Origin of the sequence: Duganella violaceipulchra, from assembly GCF_019166075.1 — a bacterium.
Taxonomy (GTDB): Bacteria; Pseudomonadota; Gammaproteobacteria; order Burkholderiales; family Burkholderiaceae_D; genus Rugamonas; species Rugamonas violaceipulchra.
This window is the reverse complement of the sequence record NZ_JAHTGR010000016.1, coordinates 87,361-105,260: the sequence shown is the minus strand read 5'-3', so window position 1 is coordinate 105,260 and position 17,900 is coordinate 87,361. Positions and strand designations below refer to the sequence as shown.

General features: G+C 62.8%; 11 protein-coding genes. 6 read left to right on the top strand and 5 right to left on the bottom strand.

The features are described 5' to 3' along the window. The first annotated feature begins 2 nt into the window (after positions 1-2). The 5 genes from KVP70_RS25665 to KVP70_RS25645 all read left to right on the top strand — a co-directional run bounded on the left by KVP70_RS25665 (position 3) and on the right by KVP70_RS25645 (position 6,850). Positions 3-2,744, top strand: a complete 2,742-nt coding sequence (locus tag KVP70_RS25665; protein WP_217945253.1) for a TonB-dependent receptor — start codon at positions 3-5, stop codon at positions 2,742-2,744. Next, on the top strand, positions 2,731-3,903 hold the full coding sequence (locus tag KVP70_RS25660; RefSeq protein ID WP_217945252.1) for a DUF5009 domain-containing protein: 1,173 nt from the start codon (positions 2,731-2,733) through the stop codon (positions 3,901-3,903). Before KVP70_RS25665 ends, KVP70_RS25660 begins: the two co-directional genes overlap by 14 nt. Before the next feature lie 11 nt (positions 3,904-3,914). Continuing rightward, a complete protein-coding gene (locus tag KVP70_RS25655; RefSeq protein WP_217945251.1) occupies positions 3,915-4,976 on the top strand; it encodes an acyltransferase family protein in 1,062 nt (353 codons plus the stop codon). Between the two features lie 215 nt (positions 4,977-5,191). Further along, positions 5,192-5,920, top strand: coding sequence for a PEP-CTERM sorting domain-containing protein (locus tag KVP70_RS25650; protein WP_229225086.1), 729 nt, complete (start codon positions 5,192-5,194; stop codon positions 5,918-5,920). 78 nt (positions 5,921-5,998) lie between these two features. After that, positions 5,999-6,850, top strand: a complete 852-nt coding sequence (locus tag KVP70_RS25645) for a sterol desaturase family protein (protein ID WP_229225085.1) — start codon at positions 5,999-6,001, stop codon at positions 6,848-6,850. Here the strand turns inward: KVP70_RS25645 and KVP70_RS25640 are convergent. Genes KVP70_RS25640 through KVP70_RS25625 form a run of 4 tightly spaced genes read right to left on the bottom strand, consistent with a single transcriptional unit; the run spans position 6,792 to position 14,925 of the window. After that, a complete protein-coding gene (locus KVP70_RS25640) occupies positions 6,792-10,337 on the bottom strand; it encodes an EAL domain-containing protein (RefSeq protein WP_217945250.1) in 3,546 nt (1,181 codons plus the stop codon). The genes KVP70_RS25645 and KVP70_RS25640 overlap by 59 nt on opposite strands. Further along, positions 10,334-11,920: a sensor histidine kinase gene (locus tag KVP70_RS25635; RefSeq protein WP_217945249.1), complete on the bottom strand. Its 1,587-nt coding sequence runs from the start codon at positions 11,918-11,920 to the stop codon at positions 10,334-10,336. The genes KVP70_RS25640 and KVP70_RS25635 overlap by 4 nt, the downstream gene beginning before the upstream one ends. Before the next feature lie 3 nt (positions 11,921-11,923). After that, complete coding sequence (locus KVP70_RS25630) at positions 11,924-13,249, bottom strand: sensor histidine kinase (protein WP_217945248.1); 1,326 nt, start codon at positions 13,247-13,249, stop codon at positions 11,924-11,926. Positions 13,250-13,254: 5 nt separating this feature from the next. Continuing rightward, positions 13,255-14,925 carry a PAS domain-containing protein gene (locus KVP70_RS25625; protein ID WP_217945247.1) on the bottom strand — a complete coding sequence of 557 codons (1,671 nt, stop codon included), beginning with the start codon at positions 14,923-14,925 and terminating at the stop codon, positions 13,255-13,257. A gap of 259 nt (positions 14,926-15,184) precedes the next feature. Here KVP70_RS25625 and KVP70_RS25620 point away from each other — a divergent pair, with 259 nt between their 5' ends. Next, positions 15,185-15,676 carry a hypothetical protein gene (locus KVP70_RS25620; protein ID WP_217945246.1) on the top strand — a complete coding sequence of 164 codons (492 nt, stop codon included), beginning with the start codon at positions 15,185-15,187 and terminating at the stop codon, positions 15,674-15,676. 97 nt (positions 15,677-15,773) lie between these two features. Here the strand turns inward: KVP70_RS25620 and fusA are convergent, their stop codons facing one another. Further along, complete coding sequence (gene fusA, locus KVP70_RS25615) at positions 15,774-17,885, bottom strand: elongation factor G (RefSeq protein ID WP_217945245.1); 2,112 nt, start codon at positions 17,883-17,885, stop codon at positions 15,774-15,776. Positions 17,886-17,900 lie beyond the last annotated feature (15 nt).

Sequence of the window (17,900 nt, the reverse complement as noted above, 5' to 3'; positions counted from 1 at the left end):
AGATGGACAGCAACGCAGGGATCAAAACGACACTCACGCCTATCGCTACGGCGGTGGGATTGATGCTGGCATGCGCAGCCGCGCCGGCGATGGCGCAACAGCAGGTCGGCGACAGCGTCGCCCTTCCGCTCGAACAGGTGGTGGTCACCGGCATCCGCGCATCCCTGCAGCAGGCGCTGACCCGCAAGCGCAATAGCGATACGCTGTCCGAAGTGGTGTCCGCCGAGGACATCGGCAAGATGCCCGACAAGAACGTGGCCGACGCCATCCAGCGCGTACCGGGCGTGAACATCTCGTCCTCCGCCGGCGGCGAAGGCGGTTTCGCCGAAAATGACCGCGTCAGCATCCGCGGCACCAGCTCCAGCCTGACGCAGACGCAGGTCAACGGCCATGCGATCGGCACCGGCGACTGGTTCGTGCTCGACCAGGCCGGCGCCGTGGGACGCAGCGTCAGCTACGCGCTGCTGCCGTCGGAGATCGTCAGCGCCGTCACGGTGCAGAAAAGCCAGCAGGCCGACATGGTCGAAGGCGGCGTGGCCGGCTCGGTCAACATCGAGACCCGCAAGCCGCTCGATTTCAAAAAGCAGTTGACGATCGAAGGCACGGTGCAGGCCATCTACTCCGACCTGCCGAGCAAGACCGATCCGCAAATGAATGCGCTGATCGGCTGGAAGAACGACGCCAAGACCTTCGGCGTGCTGGTCCAGCTATTCTCTGAGAAGCGCCACGAACGCCGCGACGGCCAGGAGTTCTACGGTTACACCGCCATCGCCGCCGACAGCAACGCCGCCAAGGCGCACCCGGAACTGGCTGGCATCCTGGCGCCGGCCGGCATCAGCGCCTCGCTGTTCGAGCAGACCCGCAAGCGCACCGGCGGCGCCTTCGACCTGCAATTCAAGCCAAGCAAGGACCTGACCTTCGACATCAACGGCTTCAGCTCGCAGCTGGACGCGGCCAACTACAACCGCAGCTTCTACAACAACATCGCCGCCAACATCAACGCCACCAATCCGGATACCGGCGCTTCGGTCGGCGTGATCCCGTCGGCCTACACCATCAAGAGCGGCACGCTGGTGGCAGCCACCATACCGGCATCGCAATACCCCGCCGTCAGCGCCACCCAGACCTACAACTCCTCGCTGTACTCGGCCTTCGGCGACCAGATCTACCGCCCCGGCTCCTCGTCCTCGTCGGCCTACCTTGACCTGGATGGCAGCTACAAGGTCAATCAGGACCTGCGCATCAGCGGCAGCGTGGGCTACACGCGCGGCTCCGGCAAGACCCCGGCCGATATCGGCTACGAGGCAGGCCTGACCGGCGCCGGTTCCAGCTACACGCTGAACGGCATGTCGCCGGCCACCATGACCTTCCCCGGCGCGGACACGTCCAAGTTCACCAACTACGTCACCGCTTCGGCGTGGGGGTCGCACGTCATCACCAAGGACAGCGAAAAATACGCGCAGGCCGACGGCGAATTGCGGCTCGATCGCGGCGTCCTGGAATCGGCCAAGTTCGGCGTGCGCTTTGCCGAGCACCATCGCAGCGTGAGCCAGCCGGAGAACCGCGGTTGCAAGGCCTGCGACGGCACCACCTCGGCGCCGCAGCCGGCGTGGAACGGCGCCACCTACCCATCCAACTTCGGCAACGGCATCACCAACAGCGCAAACTTCCTGCGCAAAGTTTGGCAGATCAATCCGGGCGACATCGCCGCCTGGGCGGCCAAATACGACCTGGCAGGCGGACCGACCACCGAGAACTGGGCCGGCGAAATGGACGTCAAGGAGAAATCCAGCGCCATCTACGGCATGGTCAACCTGGCCGGCGACGGCTGGCGCGGCAACGTGGGCGCGCGCTATGTGCACACCAACCAGGCCACCATCACCAACATCCCCGGCGGCGACCATCCCATCGGCCAGGACAATGTGAACGGCGTCTACACGCCAACGCTGAACCAGACCGGTTACAACGACTTCCTGCCAAGCGCGAACTTCAAGTTCGACCTGTCGCCCAACCTGGTGGCGCGCACCGCCGTCGCCAAGACGATGGCGCGCCCCGACTTCAGCGCCATGGTTGGCGCGGTCACGCTGAATGACACCAACGTGACCGGCAGCAGCGGCAACCCTAACCTGAAGCCGGTCCGCTCGACCAACTACGACGTCGCGCTGGAATGGTACTTCGCGCCGAAAGCGCTGCTGTCGGCCGGCGTGTTCTACATGGACATGTCGTCCTACGTCACCTACGGCACGGCCAACCTCACCTACTTCAACAACTCGTTCAAGCGCTTCGACAGCTACGCCATCTCTTCGCCGACCAATATCAGCGCCAAGAACAAGGGCGTGGAGCTGGCCTACCAGCAGCACCTGTTCGGCGGCGTCGGCGTGCTGGCCAACTACACCTACACCGACGGCAGCGCGGCCGACGGCAAGCCGGTAGTCGGCAATTCCAAGAACACCTACAATGCCGAGACCTACTACGAGGACGACCGCTTGAGCGCCCGCCTGGCCTACACCTATCGCTCCAGCTTCTCCGGCGGCTTGTACAACAGCTTCCCGCAGGTGATGGCGGGAACCGGCAACCTGGCGGCGTCGATCAACTACAAGATCAACGAGAACCTGTCGGTCACCTTCGATGCGCTGAACCTCAACAACGCCGTGCTGCGCTACTACGGCGAGAACAAGGACCAGCCGATCGCCTCGTATTCGAACGGCCGCCAATACTACCTGGGACTACGTGGCAAACTCTAAACCCGCGCGGATACTGGCGATCGACGCCTTCCGCGGCATCACCATCCTGGTCATGATCTTCGTGAACACGCTGGCCGGCGTGCGCGGCATGCCGGCCTGGATGGAGCATGCGGCGGCGGACGCCGACGCCATGACCTTTCCGGACGTGGTGTTCCCTGCCTTCCTGTTCATCGTCGGCATGTCGATCCCGTTCGCCATGGCGCAGCGGCAGGCAGCCGGCGATACGGCGGCGCAGCGCTGGCGGCACGTGCTTGCGCGCGCCGCCGGGCTGCTGGTGTTGGGCGTGTTCATGGTCAACGCGGAGGATGGCTACAACGAAGCCGCGATGGGCATGTCCATCCATCTGTGGTCGCTGTTGTTCTACGGCTGCGCGATGCTGGTGTGGGCGGTCTACCGTTTCGAGAACAAGACCCTCGCCGTGGCCTTGCGCGCGGTGGGCGCGGCCGGCCTGCTGGCCCTGGCGCTGGCGTTCCGCGGCGGCCCAGATGGCAGCCTGCGCCTGGCGCCGCAATGGTGGGGCATCCTGGGACTGATAGGCTGGGCGTACCTGTACAGCACCGTGGCATGGTCGCTGACGCGGGCCCGCCTGCTGCCGCTCGGCGCATTGGTGCTGGCCTGTACAGGCCTGTACTGTGCGGCCCATACACCAGCACTACTATCGTCCGCACCGCTACTGGGTGCGCAGGCCGAGAACGCGGTACACACATCGATCGCGCTGTGCGGTTTGCTGACATCCTTGATCTTCTTCGGCCGGGGGCGGGACAAACCATTCCGCGACGCGCTGTTGCTGGCGCTGGCCTTGGCCGTGCTGGCTTACGTGCTGCGACCGTACTTCAGGATATCGAAGATCTACGCCACGCCAAGTTGGGCGCTGTACAGCGCCACCATCTGCGTGCTGCTGTTCGCGGCGCTGTATTGGGTGGTCGATGTGAGGCGGCTGAACGGCTGGACCGCGTTCTTTCGGCCGGCGGCGGCCAACCCGCTGCTGGTCTACATCATTCCCTACATCGTCTATGCGCTGATGCAGCTGCTGCACCTGGCCTTGCCGGACGTACTGGGCTCCGGCTTGCCGGGCTTCCTCTGGGCCCTCGCCTACGCCATGATCGTCATGGCGCTGGCGGCTGGCCTCAACCGCACGCATTTCACATTGCAGCTTTAAACTCTTAAACTATGCGTATCAATTCTATCGACGCGGTGCGCGGCCTGACGGTGGCCGCCATGCTGCTGGTGAACGACGCCGGCGACTGGTCGCACGTCTACCCCTGGCTGGACCACGCCGAATGGCATGGCTGCACGCCGCCGGACTTCATCTTCCCCATCTTCATGCTGATCGTGGGTGTCTCCATCAATCTGGCGATCGCCCCCCGCCTGGACGCGGGCGCGCAGGCCGCGCCGCTGGCGCGCTCGGTGCTGTGGCGCGCCCTGCGCATCGTGCTGCTGGGGATCGCGCTGCACGTGGTGGCCATGCTACTCCTGAACGGACGTGGCTTCCGCCTGTTCGGCGTATTGCAAAGGACGGGCATTTGCTTCGCGGCAGCCGGGCTGATGGCCGTCTACGTGCGCGGCGCCCGCGCGCAGTGGACGGCTTTCGCGGCGATCCTGCTCGGCTACTGGGCGTTGCTGGTGGCGGGCGGCTCGCTGGAGCCGGGACTGAACCTGTCCGACCGCATCGACAGCGCCCTCCTGGGCCACCTGGCCTACCAGTACGATGCGGCCACCGGCATCGGCCACGATCCCGAAGGCATCCTAGGCACGCTGCCGTCGCTGGCGACCGTGATCCTCGGATTGCGCGCCGGCGATTGGCTGCGGCGCGGCCAGATCCGCACGCTGGCCATGGCGGGCGCCGGGGCAATGCTGCTGGGCGGACTGTGGTCGCTGGCGCTGCCGCTGAACAAGCAGCTGTGGACCTCGTCGTTCGCGCTGTGGACCGGCGGCTTCGGCATGCTGCTGATCGCACTGGCCCACCAGCTGATCGATGTGCGCGGCTGGCCTGCGCTGGGCAGGGCCATGGGCATCAACGCCATCGCTGCCTACGCTGGCTCCTGGATCGCCACTTGCGTGATTGAAGGCAGCGGCCTGATGGGACCACTCTACACCCACGTTTTCAGCGGCCCGTTGACCCCGATATTCGGCCCCTGGCTTGCCTCGCTGGCGTTCGCCGCCACCTTCACGACGCTCTTCTGGCTGGCTATGGCGGGGGCTGAAAAACGTGGGTGGCGCATCACGATCTGAGGCACTTGCTTTTCTTTCGCAAGCGACGGTAGCGTTTCCATCGCTAGCACAGGCATTGCACAACGTTCAACTTACTTTACAAATTAAAAATATTCCATTTTAAATATTGTTCATTCATAATGCATTAAGAACAAGTTAATTGACCAAAATCAATCGACTTTCCACTCCGCCGGCGGCCGGGAGCCCGCTTGACATTCGAATTCTGGAGTTTTTACATGCGCATTAAATCGATTATGATGGCCCTGTCCGCCGCTGCCGCCCTGTGCGCAGGCGTGGCAAATGCCGCCGTTCCTGGCGAACTGATCGTCAACGGTGGTTTCGAAGTCGGCAACTACGGCCAAATCGGCTACGCCGGCCATACGGTTCAAGGCTGGACCAGCACCGGCTACAACTTCCTGTTCGGCGACACCAACGCCGACCACGGCGGCGTCGGCGGCAGCTACGGCAACCTGCAACTGTGGGGCGCCGGTAATGGCTCCGCCAACGGACTGAGCGCCAGCCCGGCCGGCGGCAACTTCATCGCCGCCGATGGCGCGTTTCAAATCGCCCCGGTGAGCCAGACCGTCAACGGCCTGGTCGCCGGCCAGCAATACAACCTGAGCTTCTACTGGGCTGGCGCGCAGCAATACGGCTTCAGCGGCGCCACCACCGAACAGTGGAAAGTGTCGCTGGGCGGCCAAACCATCTCGACGGCAGTGAAGAACAATGCCAACCACGGTTTCACCGGCTGGCAGAAGGAAACGTTCACCTTTACCGCCACCGGCGCCAGCGAAGTGCTGAGCTTCCTGGCGGTGGGTACGCCTGCCGGCGTGCCACCGTTCTCGCTGCTGGACGGCGTGTCGATGACCTCGGCCGTGCCTGAGCCGCAAACCTGGGGCATGCTGGGTCTGGGCCTGGGCCTGGTCGGCTTCGCCGCACGTCGCCGCAAAGCCAAGGCCGCCTAACTCACCGCCTGCTAGAATCGATGCCGGACGTTCGCGTCCGGCATTGTCGTTTCCGCCCTTTATTTAGCCATGACACCGATGAACCAACTGCTCGCCCACCTCCCTGTTTTTGCCGTCAACGTGGGACGGCTGTGCGTGTGGCTGGTGCTGCTGTCGCTGGTGTTCGTGCCGCTGGAGCGCTGGCTCGCGGTGCGCAAGGCGCAACTGCCGCGCCGCGCACTGGCCATCAACCTGGGCCTGTATTTCCTCAACAGCCTGCTGCCGGCCGCCATCCTGGGCGCGCTGATGTCCGTGGTCGCCGTGGCGGCGCAGGCGCTGCTGCCGGCCGCCGAGCCCGCCGCCGTGGGCGCCTTGCCGCTGCTGGTGAAATTGCCGCTGTCCTTGCTGATCGCGGAAATCGGCTTTTACTGGGGCCATCGCCTGAGCCACCAGCTGCCGTGGCTGTGGCATTTCCATTCGGTGCACCACCAGCCGGAGCACCTGTACTTCCTGATTAACACGCATGCGCATCCGCTCGACATGATCGTCACCCGGCTGTTCGGCATGACGCCGCTGTACGTGCTTGGCCTGGCCGGCGCCAGCGCGGGCGGCAGCGCCACGCCGGCGCTGGTGATCGTCATCGGCACGGTGTGGGGCTTCTTCATCCATTCCAACCTGCGGGTCCGGCTCGGCCCGCTGGAGTCGCTGATCGCCACGCCGGCCTTCCATCACTGGCACCACACCAGCGTGGCGCCGCTGGACCGCAACTTCGCGTCGACCCTGCCCTTCCTCGATCGCGTATTCGGCACCTGGCATTTGCCGCAAGGCTGGCCGCTGGCTTACGGCATCGGCGGTACTGCCGCCGGCGCCGCAGCGGATGCGGCGCGGGCGACTACTGAAGCTCGACAGGCGGACTGCGGGGACGGTAGTGCCGAAACGCGTCGCGTATGAGTTCGCGCAACTCTTTGTCTTGCCACGGCTTGGCAATGAACTTAAAGATTTCGCCGCGGTTGACACTTTCGGTCACCGTGACCAGATCCGTATAGCCGGTCAAGATCAGCCGCACGGTGTCGGGATACAAATTCTTCACGATGGACAGGAATTCCGTACCGGACGTGCCCGGCATGCGCTGATCGGTCACGACGACCTGTACGTAGTTCAACGCCAGCAATTCCAGCGCGTCCTCGGCATTGGTCGCGGTCAGGATGTGGTAACTATCCTGGCGCAACAGCCGTTTCAGCGCCGACAAAATATTCGCCTCGTCATCCACCAGCAGCACGGTGTCCGCACCGCCGCTCGCCTCGCGCGCCAGCGGCAGGCGGCGGTCGGTCCTCAGCATTTCCTCGAACGCTAGCGCCGGCACCGGCGGGCTGAAGAAATAGCCTTGTATCTCGTCGCAGCGCAGCTTGCGCAGGTACCGCAGCTGGGCTTCAGTTTCAACGCCCTCCGCCACGACCCGCATATTGAGGCTATGCGCCATCGCGATGACGGCGGTCGCAATCGCCGCATCCTCCCTGCTGCGGGTGATTTCGGTCACAAACGCGCGGTCGATTTTCACGATGTCGAATTCAAACCGCTTGAGATAGGCCAGCGACGAATAGCCGGTGCCGAAGTCATCCAGCGCCAGCGCACCGCCGATTTTCTTGAACGCCCTCAGGTTGATCGCCGCCTCCTCCGGATTGTCCATCAAGACCGATTCGGTCAGCTCAAATTCGACATACTCACGCTCCAGGCCATTATTTCGCAGCGCGTCTACGATCGTCGTCAATACCTGGTGCTTCTTGACTTGCATGGCGGACAAATTGATCGCCACCGGTACGATCTTTATCTGCCGCCGACGCCAGTCGGCCTGCTGCGCGCACACCGCATCGATCACCCATGCCCCGATCGGCAGGATAAGCCCGGACTCTTCCGCCAGTGGGATGAATTGGACCGGCGGCACCATGCCCCGTCCCGGGTGCTGCCAGCGTATCAACGCCTCGGCGCTGACGATGCGGCCACTGATCAGGTCGACCCGTGGCTGGTAATACAGCAGGAATTGCCGGGCGCTGACGGCCGTGCGCAAATCGTGCTCAAGCTGCAAGCGGACCGCGATCGAGGCGTTCATCTCGGCCGAATAGTAGAGGTAACGTTCGTTGCCTGACTTCGCCTTCTTCAATGCAGCTTCCGCATGTTTGAGCAGGCTCTCCGCATCGCCACCGTCTTGAGGATAAATGGCGATGCCGGCCCGGATGGAAAGATGGATGGACTTGTTCAGGATGCCGAAGGCCGGCTCCAGCGCCACGACCAGCTGTTCGTAGATCTCGACCAGATCCACCGCTTCCCGGACTTGCGGCATAAAGAGGGCGAACATGTCGCCACCGACCCGGGCCAGCCGGTTGGGCTCTTCCAGCACGGCCTTCAATCTCATGCTCAGTTCCCGCAGCACGGCATCGCCCACGTGCCGTCCATAGACGTCGTTTAAATTGGAAAACCGCACCAGATCGATGACCAGGACCCCGGCGTTGCTGGCCTCCGAATGGGCGTCGTTGACACACTGGGTCAGTCGCTCGTGGAACAACATTTTGTTTGGCAGACCGGTCAGCAGATCAAAGTAAGCGACATAGTTGAGGTGTTCCGCCTTGGCGATAAAGTCCATGCCAAACGCGACGTCGCCCGCCACCTCGTTGAGCAGCTTTATTTCATCGTTATCGAACAGGTTCACCTCGCCGCCAAACAATACCAGCACCGCCGCCGCGCTTTGATCGAGTATCAGCGGAAACGCAGCGACCGACAGATGGCCACGACGCAACAACTCATCCTTTAATGGCTGCAATGACGGTTCGATACGGATGTCATTGCAAATGATGGGGCGCCGTTCGCGCACGGCGAGACATGCCGGACGGTCGCTTTCCGGCAGCCCGGCGCGGGACGTCAGCCGGATCTTGGCCACATAGCCAGGTTGCCCGCCGCACCACGCGACCACGGCGCCATCTTGGGTGACGAGGTCGATCACGCCGACAAAAGCCATGCTGAAGCCACCTTCATCGACCGCGATGCGGCACACCTCGTGGAACAGGGCGTCACGATCCCGTATGCGCACGATCGCGGAGTTCACGCTGGAGAGCAGGACCGAGATGCGGTGCAGGCGTGCGATCTTGCGTTCCTGCTCCACATGGATGGTGATGTCATCGGCTATGCCGGCGATGCGCACGATCGCGCCGGTGCTGTCGGCGATCGGAAAGCCGCGCGCGCGTATCCAGCGTATCGCAGCGTCAGGGCGGACAATGCGGTAGACATAGTCAAACCGCCCGCTCGCCTGCTGTGCGGGCATGTTGTCCTGCATCGCTTCCAGGTCGTCTGGGTGGATCGCGTCCATCCATGACTGCGGCCGCGCGTACAGGCTGGCGCAACTGCGGCCCCAAATGCCCTCGTAGGCACAGCTGACGTAAAATATCTGTGCGCCGGACAGGTCGGTCAGGAAGAAGACTTGCTGGATATTTTCAGCCAGCTGGCGGAACCGCATTTCGCTCTTTTGCAGATCCGCCAACATGCGCATGCGCTCGGCGCTTTCTTGCTGAATCTCGGTCAACGCCGCCGCCAGCGCTGCGGTGCGCTCCGTCACGCGCTGCTCCAGGGTGGCGTTGGTGCGCCGGATTTCCTCGTGCGCGAGCGCCAGTTGTCGTTCGCCCGCGTGCTTGTGGACCGCGACTTCTATGTTCATCTGCAATTCGCGGTCCTCATAAGGCTTCAACAGAAAGGCGTATGGGGTGCTGGCGGTGGCGCGTTGCAGTGTCTGGTTGTCGGAATGGGCGCTGACCAGGATGACCGGGATGTCCAGCTCACGTCGCATCAGGCCGGCGGTTTCTATGCCATCCATCGGCCCTTGCAGTCGAATATCCATCAGCGCCAAATCGGGGTGGTGCTGGCGGGCCAGCTCGAGCGCTTCCTCACCGCTGGCCGCTATGCCGCACACCAGATAGCCGCGTTGTATCAAACTGCTCTTCAGATCTTCAGCGATCACCGCCTCGTCTTCCACCACCAATAAGGTGATCTTCCTGCCTGCCGCGCCCAGGCGCGACTGCTCCGCATCTTGTTTGGCCGCCAACTCGAAATTGAACTCGAGTTCCTGGCCGTGGTCGGACTTGGGAAGCAAGACATGGGGATCGCCGGCTTGGTCACCCTGAAGCGTCAGGTCGTCTACACTCCCACTGAGAAAGATTACCGGCACGTCCAGTTCGCGCCGCAGGATATCGGCGACCTGTACGCCATCGATGGTGCCTTGCAGCCGGATATCCATGAGCGCCAGGCCCGGACGGTGGACGCGCGCCAACGCCAATGCCTCCTCCGCGCTGGCGGCGATACCGCATATCTGGTAGCCGCGGCCTTTCAACGTCGTCTCCAGGTCGGCGGCGATGGCGGCCTGTTCTTCGACAATAAGCACCGACGTCGAAATCATGGCATGGTCCGATGCTTGCCCGCGCCAACTGGCATGTTCGCCACGGCGCGGGCTGGCAGCGTCAGGAAGAACGTGGCGCCGGCGCCGGGCTGGCTTTGCGCGCGCAGGGTGCCGCCATGGTGCTCAACGATACGCTTGACGATGGACAAGCCGACACCGGTACCGGAGAACTCGGCCGTGCTGTGAAAGCGTTGAAAGGGTTCGAACAATTTTTCCGCACCGGCGGCGTCGAAGCCGATACCGTTGTCGCGGACAAAGAGGGTATGCATCGCCTCCGCCGCCGGACCTGCCGTGCTGACGCCCACCGAGACCACAGGCTGATCCTGCCTGGACGTATATTTGATGGCGTTGCCCAACACATTGACAAACACTTGCCGCAGCATGGCTTCATCGGCCATGATCGTCGGCAGCGGCGCACAGGTGAACTGCACCGTTTTCGTTCCCGGCACCCCCGTCAGGCTGCGGAACACATCCCGCACCAGCGTGCCCAAGTCCACCGAGGTCACCGCCAGCCCTTGCCCGTGGCTCAGACCGAGAAAGCGCAGATAATCCTCCGTCATGCTGATCATTTCCCTTGCATTCCTTTGCACATGGTCCAGGAATATCTGCCCGGAGGAATCGAGATGCTTGCGGTGCTGTTTGGAGAGCAGATAGGTAAACCCGGCGATGGCATTCAAGGGGCCCCGCAGGTCATGGCTGACCGCGGCGGCGAACGCTTCGAGCTCGGCGGTGGCGGTGGCATTTCTCTGCTTCTCGGCCAGCAGGGTCTCCACCTGGCGCGCCAGCCCCTGCACCCGGCCCTGCACGGCATGGCGGTCGGTCGCATCGACAATCACCACGACCGCACCCAGGATTTTTCCAGTCTCGTCGGTGATTGGCGACGCACTGTCATCCACAAAGCGCTCTTCGCCGGTACGGGTCAACAACAGGGTATTGGGATCGATGCGGATGGTCAGTCCCTGCTGCAGCGCGCAGGTGGCCGGATCTTCCAGCGGCAGCCGGGTGGTGTGGTTGACCAGGCGCACGACGTCGGCGAACGGCTGGCCCACGGCCTGCTCCTGGGACCAGCCGGTCAGCTTTTCCGCCGCCGGATTCAGCAGGATGATCTTGGCCCTGGTATTGGTGGCGATCACCGCGTCGCCTATGCTGGTCAGCGTCGCGCTGAGCCAGCGCGCCACGCGCAGCGCCTTGCGCTCCATTTCGTGCCGGGCCGGCGCCATGTCGATCGCCACCCGCAACTGCGCATCGTCGAAGGGCTTGACGATATAGCCGGCCGGATCGGTCAGCCGGGCGCGCTGCAAGGTGGCCGCATCGCTGTGCGCGGTCAAGAAGATGACAGGAATGTCGAGCTGCCCCCGCAAATATTCAGCCGCTTCGATACCCTCGGCCTTGCCGTGCAACATAATGTCCATCAGGGCCACATCGGGCAAGGTCAGCGTCGCCAGGCGGATCGCATCGGCGGCCGTGTCCGCCGCCCCGGTCACCTCGTAGCCTTGTAACCGCAGGCGTTGTTGCAGGTCTTCCGAGACGACGATCTCGTCTTCCACGACCAGCACCCGGATTGCATTCTGATGGTATGCCATGTTCTAGGACGGCGTTTTGTCCGCCGTTTCCATAAAGTGGATGTCGAACGAGGTGTGCCCTGGCGCCGAGTGCAGGGCGATCTTCGCCCGCAACTGCGTGGCGAACATGCGCACCAGGCGCAGCCCCAGCGAGTTGACCTGGTCGAATTGAAAGTCCTTGGGTAGGCCGACGCCATCATCGTGCACCATCAGCGACAGCTGTCCGGTCGCCGACGAGCGCAACGCCACCTTCAGGCATCCCGGGCGGCCCTCGGGGAACGCATACTTGAGTGCATTGGTCACCAATTCGTTGAGCATCAGTCCCAGCGGCACGGCGGTGTCGATGCTGACGATCGCCGGATCGGTCTCGCACTCAAGCCGCACCTGGGTATTGGCGGCATACGAGCGCATCAGGATGCCCGTCAGCGAGCGCACATAGTCGGCCAGGTCCACCGCCGCCAAAGTCTCCGACTGGTAAAGCTTTTCGTGGATCAACGCCATCGAACGGATGCGTCCCTGGCTCTCCTGAAACTGCCTCAGCGTTTCCGGATCGCTGATGTAGCCCGATTGCAGCGACAACAAACTGGCGATGATTTGCAGGTTGTTCTTGACCCGATGGTGGATCTCCTGCAACAGCGCTTCCTTTTCCTTCAGCGACGTTCTGATCTGATGCTCGATGTGCTTGGTACGGGTGACATCGCGGATGGCGGCCGACACCAGCGCGCCTTCGTCGGTCTCCACCGGGCTTAGCAGTATCTCGGTGGCGAACTCGCTGCCGTCCTTGCGGCGCCCATATAATTCCAGGTCGGCGCCCATGGGGCGTACCCGCGGCTCGGCGGTGAAACGCAGCCGATGTTGCGGATGCTTGCTTCTGAAGCGCTCGGGCAACAGCACCTCGACCGTCTGACCCAGCAGTTCGCGGCGCCCGTAGCCGAACAATGCTTCTGTTTGGGCGTTCACCAACATGATGCGGCCGGCCCCGTCGACGATGACGATAGCGTCCGGCGCGGTTTCCAGCAGCGAACGGAAACGCTCTTCCAGGCGGCTGCGTTCCGCCATCTCCCCGGCCAGGTCATCCAGGATATTCAACACCGCTTTCTGCATTTCTTCCAGTCGGATCTTCTCTCCGGCGGAATCGTCCAGGATGTTGAGCACAGCCTTTTGCGTCAGTTCCAGCAGCGCTCTTTCCTCGGCGGCGTCCTCCAGAATGTTGATGACTGCGCGCTGCGTATCATGCAACTGCTCACGCTCCGCTGCGGAATCGTCCAGAATGTTGATGACCGCCTTGGCATAGTCCTCCTGACTGAACTTCTGCCCCAATTCCCGTCCGTAGGTGGCCGATTCAGGCATCGAACTCACCTCGCCTCGACGTTCTTGAGCTGCCCTATTGCCCGCTTGTGTTCTTCAATTTCTTTCTTCAGTTCGATCATCTTCAACTCGCGGCCCACGGTCAAACGCTGGAAGCGTTCGAGTTCGGCCAGCCGCTCCAGCTCCTTGGTGCGCTGTTCGGCGACCTCGGCCTCGGCCTTCTTCTGCGCCGTCACGTCGCGCGCCGCCGCGAACACGCCGAGCACATTGCCGGCGGTATCCTTGTACACCGAGGCGTTGTACAGCACATCGGTCAACTTGCTGTCGCGATGGCGGATGGTCAGGGGATAGTTGGACACCAAGCCCTTGTCGAACACCTGCTTGTAACCCTCACGCGCCTTCTCCGGTTCGGTGAAGTAATCGGAGAAGTCGGTGCCTATCAGTTTTTCGCGCGCCAGTCCGGTGATTTCCGCTGACGCCGCGTTGACGTCGGTGATCTTGCCTTCCGCGCTGATGGTGACCAGCGGGTCGAGCGATGCCTCGATCAAGCTGCGCGCATATTGCGAGGCCTGTTTCTGCACAGTGACGTCGCGCGCTGCGGCGAACACGCCGAGCACGTTGCCGCGCGCGTCCTTGTACACCGAGGCGTTGTACAGCACATCGGTCAGGCTGCCGTCCTTGCCCCGTATCGTCAACGGATAGTCAGTCACGAAGCCTTCGGCAAAGACCTGTTCGTAGCCCTCGCGGGCCCTGGCCGGTTCGGTGAAGTAGTCGGAAAAATCGGTGCCGATCAGCTTGCCGCGCGCGACGCCGGTGACCTTGATCGAGCCCTCGTTGACGTCGGTGATCTTGCCTTCCGGGCTGATGGTGACCAGCGGATCGAGCGAGGCTTCAATCAGGCTGCGCGCATATTGCGAGGCCTGCTTCTGCGCGGTGACGTCGCGGGCGGCGGCAAACACCCCCAGCACGCTGCCCTGGGCATCTTTGTACACCGACGCGTTGTACAGCACGTCGATCAGGCGGCCGTCCTTGTGTCGAATGGTCAGCGGGTAATCCGTGACCGCCCCTCTGGAAAATACCTGCTGATAGCCTTCGCGCGCCATTTCCGGCTCGGTGAAGTAGTCGGAGAAGTCGGTGCCGATCAGTTTTTCGCGGGGGACGCCGGTCACCTTGATCGAGCCTTCGTTGACGTCGGTGATCTTGCCTTCCGGGCTAATCGTAACCAGCGGGTCGAGCGAGGCCTCAATCAGGCTGCGCGCATAGAATTGCGTCGCCCTCAACTCCTCGGTCAGGCGGATCTCATCGGAAATATCCTTGGAGATCAACAGATAACCGATGGCCTTGCCGGTGCTGTCGCGCCGTGGCGTGATCACCACCCGCGCCGTGAAACGGGAACCGTTGTTGCGCACGCGTGTCAGCGTGCCTTCCCACTTGCCCTTCTCCATGGCCGCCGCCATGATTTGTTCAGGACGGCCGGCGGCGATATCCTCCGGCGTGTGCAACATGGACGAATTCGCCTTGCCGATGACGTCTTCCGGCTCATAGCCATATAGTCGGCGCGCGCCGGCATTCCACAGCTGGATCTTGCCCTTCAGGTCTTTGCCGATAATCGAGTATTCGGTCGACGACTCCAGTATGTTTTGTAGAAATTCAGATTGCTCGTTGGTGGTGGTCAGCGCGGCATCGCTGCTGGCCGCCTGGCTGATGCTGGAGGACATAGGTGCCCCTTCTCGATAAAGCATAGGATACGGGGAGTATTGACAACAATATCTCCAGACCGGCGTGCGATATCGAGCAGGCGAAAACGACCGGATGAATATTCAATTGCAAGTCGTTTAAGCAGTCCGCATATGGTGCGCTTTGGAATCCAGTGTACTCGCAGCAATCTGATTGGTCCATCAATTACTAAGCACCCACAAGCGGCAATGTGCAATTGGCTATAATTCATCGTCCTCTACATAACGAAGAAAGTCTCGGATGATCAAAAGTTTACGTATGGCCGGCGCGCTGCTGCTGGCCGGCCTGTCCGGCGCGGCCGTAGCCGACACCTTCGAGACCATCGAAACGGCGCCGCTGAAGGAAGTGTGGCTGAACGGCGGTTTCTACTCCTACCATTTCCAGCGCGACAAGGGCCTGAACGACAGCAATCCCGGCCTGGGCGGCGAGTACCGGTTTTCGACGGTGGCGTCGGCGACGGCGGGCCGCTTCTACAACAGCGACCGCGGCTATTCGAATTATGTGGGCGTGTATTACCAGCCGTGGAAGATCGGCCCGGTGCGTTTGGGCGCGGTGGCGGGCGGCTTCAGCGGCTACCCCAAGATGCGCGACGGTGGCTGGTTCCTGGCGGCCATTCCCACCGCCAGCTTCGACTACAAAAGCGTAGGCGTCAACGTCGCCATCGTGCCGACCTACAAGGACCGGCTCTATGGCGCCATTTCCGTTCAGCTCAAGCTGAAGGTCTTCGAATAAGCGCGGGGTCAAGTCTGACATTCGGACACGAGCTCGACCGTAATGACGTGCTACGGTCGAGCTCGTGTCCGAATGTCAGACTTGACCCCGGAGTTGCTTAGTGGCGGGCCTTGGACGAGGTCGCGATGTGGTCGAGGATGTGCTTCGGCACGGCGGCGTAGTGCTTGAACTCCATCGTGTACGTGGCCCGGCCCTGGGTCAGCGAACGCAGCGTGGTGGAGTAGCCGAACATCTCGGCCAGCGGCACCAGCGCGCGGATGATCTTGCCGCCGCCGCCGGGTATCTCGTCCATGCCCTGCACCATGCCGCGCCGCGCCGTCAGGTCGCCCATGGCGTTGCCCATGAACTCTTCCGGCGTTTCCACTTCCACCTGCATCATCGGCTCCAGCAGCACAGGATCGGCGCGCTTCATGCCGTCCTTGAAGGCCATCGAACCGGCCATGCGGAAGGCGTTCTCGTTCGAGTCGACATCATGATAGGAGCCGAAGGTCAGCGTCACCTTGACGTCGACCACCGGATAGCCCGCCAGCACGCCGCTGCGCAAGGTTTCCTGCACGCCCTTGTCGACTGCGGGAATGAACTCGCGCGGCACCACGCCGCCCTTGATGGCGTCGACAAACAGATAGCCCTTACCCGGCTCCATCGGCTCCAAGGTCAGCACCACGTGGCCGTACTGCCCGCGTCCGCCGGACTGCTTGACGAACTTGCCTTCGACATCGCTGGCCGTCTTCTGGATGGTCTCGCGATACGCCACCTGCGGCTTGCCCACCGTCGCTTCAACACCAAACTCGCGCCGCATGCGGTCCACCAGGATTTCAAGGTGCAGCTCGCCCATGCCGGACATGATGGTCTGGCCCGATTCCTCGTCGGTATGCACGCGGAACGACGGGTCTTCCTGCGCCAGCCGGTTCAGGGCGATGCCCATTTTTTCCTGGTCGACCTTGGTCTTCGGCTCGACCGCCTGCGAGATCACCGGTTCCGGGAAGATCATCTTTTCCAGCACGATCACATGGTCCGGCGAGCTCAGCGTATCGCCGGTGGTCACGCCCTTCAGGCCCACCGCCGCCGCGATATCGCCGGCGTAGACTTCCTTGATCTCCTTGCGCTCGTTGGCGTGCATCTGCAGGATGCGGCCCAGGCGCTCCTTCTGGCTCTTGGTCGGGTTGTAGACGGTGTCGCCGGAATTGACCACGCCCGAATACACGCGGAAGAAGGTCAGCTGGCCGACGAACGGATCGGTCATGATCTTGAACGCCAGCGCCGAGAACGGATCGCTGTCGCTCGGATGGCGCTCGATCGGATTGTCATCCTCGTCGTGACCGGCAATCGCCGGTACGTCCAGCGGCGACGGCAGATACTCGACCACCGCGTCCAGCATCGCCTGCACGCCGCGGTTCTTGAAGGCGCTGCCGGCCAGCATGGGCACGATCTCGTTGCGGATGGTGCGCTGGCGCAGGCCGGCCTTGATCTCTTCTTCGGTCAGCACGCCGCCGTCCAGGTATTTCTCCAGCAGCTCGGGCGAACCTTCGGCGGCAGCCTCGACCATTTTGTCGTGCCACTCCTGCGCCAGCGCCTGCAGATGCGCGGGGATGTCCTCGTAGCTGAACTTGACACCCAGGCTCTCGTCGTCCCAGTTAATCGCGCGCATCTTGACCAGGTCCACCACGCCGTGGAAGTTGTCCTCCGCACCCAGCGGAATCTGGATCGGAATGGCGACGCCCTTCAGCCGCGTGGCGATCTGCTCGCGCACGCGGAAGAAGTCGGCGCCGACGCGGTCCATCTTGTTGATGAAGGCGATGCGCGGCACGGCGTACTTGTTGGCCTGGCGCCAGACGGTCTCCGATTGCGGCTGCACGCCACCGACCGCGTCGTACACCATGACGGCGCCGTCCAGCACGCGCATGGACCGCTCGACCTCGATGGTGAAGTCGACGTGGCCGGGCGTGTCGATGATGTTGATGCGGTGCTCAGGGAAATTGCCCGCCATGCCTTTCCAGAAGGCGGTGGTGGCGGCCGAGGTGATGGTGATCCCGCGTTCCTGCTCCTGCTCCATCCAGTCCATCGTCGCGGCGCCATTGTGCACCTCGCCGATTTTGTGGTTGACGCCGGTATAAAACAGGATGCGCTCCGTGGTCGTGGTCTTGCCAGCGTCGATGTGCGCGCTGATGCCAATGTTGCGGTAACGCTCGATGGGGGTCTTGCGGGTCATCATTCTCTCCTTGAT

Excerpts from the sequence above, each read along its gene's own strand:
- KVP70_RS25650 (WP_229225086.1), top strand. The coding sequence starts at position 5,192 with ATGCGCATTAAATCGATTATGATGGCCCTGTCCGCCGCTGCCGCCCTG.
- KVP70_RS25645 (WP_229225085.1), top strand. The coding sequence starts at position 5,999 with ATGAACCAACTGCTCGCCCACCTCCCTGTTTTTGCCGTCAACGTGGGA.
- KVP70_RS25665 (WP_217945253.1), top strand. The coding sequence starts at position 3 with ATGGACAGCAACGCAGGGATCAAAACGACACTCACGCCTATCGCTACG.
- KVP70_RS25655 (WP_217945251.1), top strand. The coding sequence starts at position 3,915 with ATGCGTATCAATTCTATCGACGCGGTGCGCGGCCTGACGGTGGCCGCC.
- fusA (WP_217945245.1), bottom strand. The coding sequence starts at position 17,885 with ATGACCCGCAAGACCCCCATCGAGCGTTACCGCAACATTGGCATCAGC.
- KVP70_RS25640 (WP_217945250.1), bottom strand. The coding sequence starts at position 10,337 with ATGATTTCGACGTCGGTGCTTATTGTCGAAGAACAGGCCGCCATCGCC.
- KVP70_RS25635 (WP_217945249.1), bottom strand. The coding sequence starts at position 11,920 with ATGGCATACCATCAGAATGCAATCCGGGTGCTGGTCGTGGAAGACGAG.
- KVP70_RS25625 (WP_217945247.1), bottom strand. The coding sequence starts at position 14,925 with ATGTCCTCCAGCATCAGCCAGGCGGCCAGCAGCGATGCCGCGCTGACC.
- KVP70_RS25630 (WP_217945248.1), bottom strand. The coding sequence starts at position 13,249 with ATGCCTGAATCGGCCACCTACGGACGGGAATTGGGGCAGAAGTTCAGT.
- KVP70_RS25620 (WP_217945246.1), top strand. The coding sequence starts at position 15,185 with ATGATCAAAAGTTTACGTATGGCCGGCGCGCTGCTGCTGGCCGGCCTG.